At 48.6% G+C, this 7,262-nt stretch carries 4 protein-coding genes; all 4 read left to right on the top strand.

Annotated elements, in window-relative coordinates; translation table 11 throughout:
- The first annotated feature begins 144 nt into the window (after window positions 1-144).
- On the top strand, window positions 145-1,509 hold the full coding sequence (locus Q0668_RS07515; RefSeq protein ID WP_298862211.1) for a DUF1501 domain-containing protein: 1,365 nt from the start codon (window positions 145-147) through the stop codon (window positions 1,507-1,509).
- Between the two features lie 211 nt (window positions 1,510-1,720).
- Complete coding sequence (locus Q0668_RS07510; protein ID WP_298862208.1) at window positions 1,721-5,095, top strand: PSD1 and planctomycete cytochrome C domain-containing protein; 3,375 nt, start codon at window positions 1,721-1,723, stop codon at window positions 5,093-5,095.
- 30 nt (window positions 5,096-5,125) lie between these two features.
- A complete protein-coding gene (locus tag Q0668_RS07505) occupies window positions 5,126-6,535 on the top strand; it encodes a DUF1501 domain-containing protein (protein WP_298862205.1) in 1,410 nt (469 codons plus the stop codon).
- Window positions 6,536-6,583: 48 nt separating this feature from the next.
- Window positions 6,584-7,262: PQQ-binding-like beta-propeller repeat protein (locus Q0668_RS07500; protein WP_298862202.1), on the top strand; the 679-nt coding region annotated here is incomplete at its 3' end.

The following is a 7,262-nucleotide window of genomic DNA, read 5'->3' as shown; positions in this document are numbered from 1 at the left end:
CCTGAAGCCCCTTGAATCAAGCTGAATTGAGCCTGAAAACGGACGAATCACGAAATCTTCGCAAGCCCCTCTGGAACGCATAAATAGTATTTGATACAATCGGAGCGTCATTAAGATTCAGACTACAGCAGGAGCGAGCACAATATGCTGACACTGTTTGGAAAAGGGAATACGCCCTCCTCGTTTTGCGATGGAGTGTCACGACGGAATTTCCTTCAGATTGGTAGTCTAGGCCTCTCGGGACTGACGCTGCCCCGCATCTTGCAGGCGGAATCAAAGCCCGGGAACAAAAAACGTCAGAAATCGGTGATCATGATTTATCTGGTGGGCGGACCGCCGCATCAGGATATGATTGATCTTAAACCAGAGGCGCCCAAAGAAATTGCAGGGCCCTGGCGCCCAATCTCTACCAACGTTCCCGGAATTGAAATCTGTGAAGCCTTCCCGCGCATGGCGCAGCTCATAGATAAAATGGTTCTGGTTCGCTCGATTGTGGGCTCGCAAAGCGGCCATGATGCCATCCAATGTTTTAACGGCCATAATCCTCGCAAACCAAAACCGCAGGGAGGCTGGCCGCAATTCGGTTCGACCGTCTCAAAAATTCAGGGTCCCTACGTGGAATCCTCGCCTCCATTCATCAGCCTCTGCTATCCCTGCACTCATGGTCCTTATAACGAACCGGGGCCGGGCTTTCTTGGTCTTTCGCAATCTCCTTTTCGCCCGATGGGACCAACTCGCCACGACATGGTTCTGAATGGGATCTCGCTCGAACGACTTTCAGATCGAAAAAAACTGCTGCAGAGTATCGATAATTTCAAACGCGAATCAGATGCCTCGGGTATGATGACGGGGCTGGACACATTCAACGAACAGGCAATGGGTGTTCTCACATCTTCAAAACTGGCGGAAGCCTTAGACCTTTCCAAAGAAGATCCGGAAACTGTCAAACGCTATGGCACGGGTGACCCCACAAAGTTTATCGACAGTAACGGCGCCCCTCGCGTACCGCAAAGTATGCTTGTCGCAAGAAGGTTGATCGAAGCCGGCGCACGTGTTGTTACATTGAATTACAGTAAATGGGACTGGCATGGCGGAAAGTACAACACCATCTTTAAACGAGAGGCCGAAGACTTTCCTGTCTTCGATCAATGTGTGAGTGCCCTGCTGGAAGATCTGCATCAGCGCGGTCTCGATCAGGATTGTACTGTTGCGATCTGGGGAGAATTTGGACGCACTCCCAAAATCAGTGCACAAGTAGGACGAGATCACTGGCCACGAGTCAACTCTGCTATTTTGTTCGGTGGTGGCATGAAAACAGGACAGGTCATCGGGGCAACAGATCGACTCGGAGGCGAAGCCATCGATCGTCCCGTGACATTCCCGGAACTCTTTGCGACCCTGTATCATAATATGGGAATCGAAACAGAGCAGACCACAATCGAAGATTTCAGCGGACGACCGCAATATCTGGTGGAAGATCACGCCAGACCGCTGCCAGAATTGATCTGATCACCGGTCTAACCTACGGCGATTGATTTGACTCTTTTTCTCGCTTTGCCCATTAAAACTTGAATCGCTTCAACCGAAAGCGTTAAAATAGTTTATGGCAATCTCTTTGTGATTGTTCCCACCATTTTGAATATGCGCTCCTGGATGACGCGCTCTCAGAATAATCTACCGCTAATTCACAACTCGAACTTTGTAAAAGAAACTACTGAGCATGAAGCAACTTCTCTGTAACATTTCTGTTTTACTGCTGATTGCCGGATGTCTCAGCTTTCTGTATTCTGCTGAAGAATCAAAAACAGATTCCACTCCGCGATTTTCTTCAGAACAGTTAGAGTTCTTTGAAAAATCGATTCGCCCCCTTCTCGCCGCGCATTGTTATCAATGCCATAGCGGTCAGTCCAAACGATTAGAAGGTGGACTAAGAATGGACTCGCGCGCCCTGCTGCTGAAGGGGGGAGATACCGGCCCCGCAGCGGACATTAAAAAACCAGCGGAAAGTCTGCTGCTCGAAGCCCTGCGATATGAATCGCTTGAAATGCCACCTGATACACGCTTGAAAAAAGAACAAATCGATCTGTTCGTACGCTGGATAGAAATGAAACTCCCCTGGCCCGACGAAAAACCTCCCACAGATGCAAAAGACGCCAAAACCTTCGATCTAAAAAAACGCAGGCACGATCATTGGGTCTGGCAACCGATGAAACATGTGAATCCCCCTGCTCTCAAAAATCAAAACTGGTCTGCACATCCCGTGGATTCGTACATTCTTGCAAAACTGGAAGAAAAAAAACTGCAACCCGCTAGTCGTGCTGACAAACGCACCATCATTCGGCGTCTTTCTTTTGACTTAGTTGGCATCCCTCCCTCCCCAAAGCAAATCCATTCGTACTTAAATGATCATTCTGCAAACGCCACTGAGAAAGTCGTCGATCAACTATTGGCCTCACCTCAATTTGGCGAACGCTGGGCACGCCACTGGCTCGATTTGATGCGCTATGCAGAATCACGCGGACATGAATTTGATAATGATGCACCGAACGCCTATCAGTATCGAGACTATGTCATCCGCGCCTTAAATACCGATCTCCCCTATGATCAGTTCGTCACAGAACATATCGCGGGCGACTTACTTAAACAGCCACGAGTTCATCCCCAAAAACAGTTCAATGAATCCATTTTGGCGACGGCCTTCTGGTATATGAGTGAATGGGTGCATTCACCCGTAGATATCCGAAAGGATGAAACAGACCGCTTTGATAACGCCATTGATGTCATGACCAAATCATTTCTAGGTATGACTGTTTCCTGTGCCCGCTGCCACGATCATAAATTCGACGCCATTTCGACAAAAGATTATTATGCCCTGTATGGATATTTGCAAAGCAGTAATTACCGCCAGGTCCGGTTTGAATCGATGGTACAGAATCAGAAAGTCGCCCAACAGGCAGAACAGTTTTACATTCAGAAACAGAAAACTCTCAAAGCGAAACTGAAAAATGTCTTTGCTTCAGAAATAAAAAACTTCCAGGCGTATTATCAAACTGCGAATTCCCTTGCCAAACAGACTCAAACACCATCATCCCCTGCCCTTGAGAAAAGCATCGAGCAGCAGTCAACAGCGAAGAATCTCAATCCCTCAATTCTGAAACACTGGATTCAATTCCTTCAAAGTAATCCAGAAAAAAAGAATAACCTGATAGCCACACTCTTTAGCGATTCAAAATCAGAAACATCCACCGGATCCCAGTCTGATGAAAGGACCATCATTGATTACAGTGATTGCGCTCCCGAAGATTTTCTTACCGACGGATTCACCTTCGGCTTGAAGCCACGCACGCGGGGTACTTTAGTTTGGGATCAATCCCAACAACAGATCCCACTCACAGCTATGCAGGAAGGAGCAGCCAGACGTGACCTTCTCTGGGATGAACTGGTTGATGTCAAAACTCCTCAAATGAACCAGAAAAATAAACTGCGGTCTTTTCCCCGATCAGGACGCACATTAAGAACTCCCACCTTCAAAGTTCAGGGCCCCGTTTCTTACCGTGTGAAAGGGGGCTGCTGGGTTTATGCCTGCGTTGATTCTCATCGCCTCCTGTTTGGTCCGCTACATGGAACTACATTGAAAAAAGTTCCCGCGGAGAAGGGAAATAAACCACGTTGGGTGACACACGATATATCAAGATACAAGGGACATCGGATTCATCTGGAATTCACAGCCCTGGAGAAAACGCCTCTGGAAGTCTTTCAGGTAAAACACGCTGCCACACATCCAGAACAAGACTTAACTTCGATCAGTCTGCCCTTTGATCAGGCAGAGACCCCAATCCAGACTGCATTTAACGAATATTTTGATAGTGAAAGAAAACCGAGTGCCCAAACTGTGGCCCTGATTAATTGGGCAATCGCACATCCCGCTCTCTTTTCAGAACCAGAAAGCAAGGAACGTCTCGCTCTGGCGCAGGAAATCAAAAACTGTCAGACAGAGTACAAGCAACTCAAACAGGCCATTCAAACCAAATCGCAAACCGCGATGGCGATTATGGATGGCAGTCCTGAAAATGACCATGTCCTGATTCGTGGCAGTCACCAGAATCCAGGCTCGGTCGTTGAACGACGTTTCCTCGAAGCCCTGGACGGCGTTCCCCCTGCCGCAAAACGGGGAAGCGGGCGACTTCAATTAGCATCCGCCATTAATGCGCCCTCGAACCCCTTAACCCATCGTGTGATTGTCAATCGAATCTGGGCGCATCTGTTCGGACGGGGAATAGTTCCCAGTGTCGATAACTTCGGAGTGCTCGGAGAACGTCCCACTCATCTGGAATTGCTGGATTTTCTCGCTTTAAAATTTTTAGAGCAAGGTCGGTCCCTCAAGCAGATGATCAAATTCATCGTGCTCACAGAAACCTATCAACAATCCAGCCAAACCACGTTCAAAGTCTCAGAGATCGACCCTGACAATCTCTATCTCCACAAGATGCCCTTAAAACGTCTGGAAGGCGAAGCGATCCGCGATGCACTATTAAGCATCTCGGGAAGAATCAATCCAAAAATGCATGGTCCTTCAGTACCCGTTCATCTGACGAACTTTATGGATGGTCGCGGCAAACCTCGAATTAATGGCCCCCTGGATGGCGATGGAAGAAGGTCGATCTATATTCAAGTCCGCCGCAATTTTCTCTCGCCCATGATGCTGGCGTACGATACCCCCAGTCCGTTCAGCACAATGGGTCGCCGCAACGTTTCGAATGTTCCCGCTCAAGCCCTCATCATGATGAACGACCCGTTTGTAATTCAACAAGCTCAACTTTGGGGGAAACGGGCTTTCACAAATTCGGGCCTGCAAACAACCGACCAGAAAACAACCGACCAGCAAACAACCGATTTGCAAATAACCAATGACAAAATCCGCTGGATGTACGAAGTTGCTTTAGGCCGCCTGCCCACTTCAGAAGAATTGTCGACGGCGTCTCAATTTATTCTGGAACGAACGAAACAAAACCCGCAATTGTCTGACCCTTCAATAATCTGGGCAGAACTGGGACATGTCATTTTCAATCTAAAAGAGTTTATTTACATCTTTTGAAATCAAGAAGCTCTTCAGAAAGTCTGCAGTATGCAATGTGGCCAATTCCGACAACAATTCACGCGACGTGATGTTCTTAAACAATGCGCAAACGGCTTTGGAGCCGCTGCACTCACGGCACTCTTACAGGATCAGGCGTTTTCAGGTGTCTCCGCCGAGAAAACCCATTTCCCCCCCAAAGCAAAAAATGTCATCTTCCTGTACATGGATGGCGGCCCCTCGCAAGTAGATACATTCGACCCCAAACCTTTACTGGCCAAATATAACGGAAAAAGTCCCGGCGATTATTTTAAAGTGGAAGCGACACAATTTGACAATGTCGGAAAAGTTCTGCAAAGCCCCTGGAAATTTAAACCTTATGGTGAAAGCGGTATCCCCGTCAGTGACCTCTTCCCAAAGATCGGCGAGTGCATCGATGACATGGCGGTAATCCGTTCGGTCGTTTCACAATTCCCCGAACACACCTTCGCCAATTACTTTTTACATACAGGGAGCGGCTTGCAGGGACGCCCGAGTATGGGAGCCTGGGTCAATTATGGCCTGGGATCTGAATGCCAAAACCTGCCTGGCTTCGTGGTGATCAATGGCGGGCTGATCCCACCAGGCGGACTCGACTGCTTCAACAGCGGATTTCTGCCGGCCAGTTACCAGGGATCCGTTTTCAAACCGGGCGGCAGTGGAATCTCGAATGTAAAACGACAGGAAAAAACCAGCCAAACACAATTGCAAAAACTCAAACTCATGCAACAACTGGATCGCTTTAAGCAAAAGCGATCCGGAATTCATGATGAAATTGAATCCGCCATCTCGAACTATGAACTTGCCTACAAAATGCAAATGGCAATTCCTGATCTGATGTCGTTCACCAGCGAAAGTAAATCCACACTCGAACTTTATGGTTTTAATGCGGAATACCAGCCTACAAAAACTTACGCTGCAGAATGCCTCCTCGCGAGAAGACTGGTCGAACGGGGAGTTCGATTTGTCGAACTGACTTGTACCAACGTCAAAAGCGATCGCTGGGACCAACATAGCAATTTAAAACGAGATCACGAAAATAATGCCCGCGCTGTAGACCAGCCCATCGCCGGATTATTAAAAGACCTCAAACAACGCGGACTGCTCGAATCTACGCTGGTGATCTGGGGTGGCGAGTTTGGACGAACCCCGTTTGCGCAAGGCACCAATGGACGAGACCATAACCCGTTTGGCTTTTCCATGTGGATGGCAGGCGGCGGTGTTAAAGGGGGCACCACGCATGGCGCCACTGATGACTGGGGTTATAAAGTCGTAGAAAATCGAGTGGAAATGCATGATATCCACGCTACCATGCTACACCTGCTAGGGTTAGATCATACGAAATCGACCTTCCGTTTCGGAGGCCGCGACATGCGACTCACCGACGTACACGGGCATGTCGTGCATGATGTAATTGCTTAACCGGATCCTTTCACTCTGCTTCAATCAGGAATTCGAAAAGGCGTTCCAATGAAACTTTGCCTGCAAGTGCTGACATTTTCGCTTTCTATCGTTTTTTGTACCTCAACAATCCTCGCTGAAGACTGGCCCGCGTTTCGGGGACCGCGTGGAAATGGGAGCTCTCTGGAAAAAGAAGCCCCTCTGAAATGGAGCTCCACGGAAAATATCATCTGGAAAGCGCCTCTACCCGCCCCCGGCAACAGTAGCCCCATTGTTTCAAACGGACGTGTGTTTGTAACCTGCGCAGAAAATGAAGGTCGCAAACGCAGCCTCTACTGCTTTGACCGCACGAACGGACAAAAACTCTGGGTGAAAACCGTGAATTTCGACAAGGTTATGCCCACTCATAAAACCAACAATTATTGTGGTTCCACACCTGTAGCAGACGGAAAACGTGTCGTCGTCTGGCACTCCTCGGCAGGTCTCTTCTGCTATGACTTCGCCGGCAAGGAACTCTGGAACCGAAATCTCGGAGAGTTCGAACATATCTGGGGCTATGGCGTTTCCCCCATTCTGCACGAAGGAAAGATCATTCTACATTGCGGCCCAGGGAAACGGGTCTTCATGACAGCCATTGATCTGGAGAACGGAAAAACCATATGGGAAACGGAAGAACCCGTAGAAGGCAACGGCCAACGAAACAATGAGCGAAAATACATGGGCTCCTGGAGTACCCCCATTATCACCG

The organism is uncultured Gimesia sp. (assembly GCF_937910335.1).
Taxonomy (GTDB): Bacteria; Planctomycetota; Planctomycetia; order Planctomycetales; family Planctomycetaceae; genus Gimesia.
This window is presented reverse-complemented; position numbering and strand designations above follow the sequence as displayed.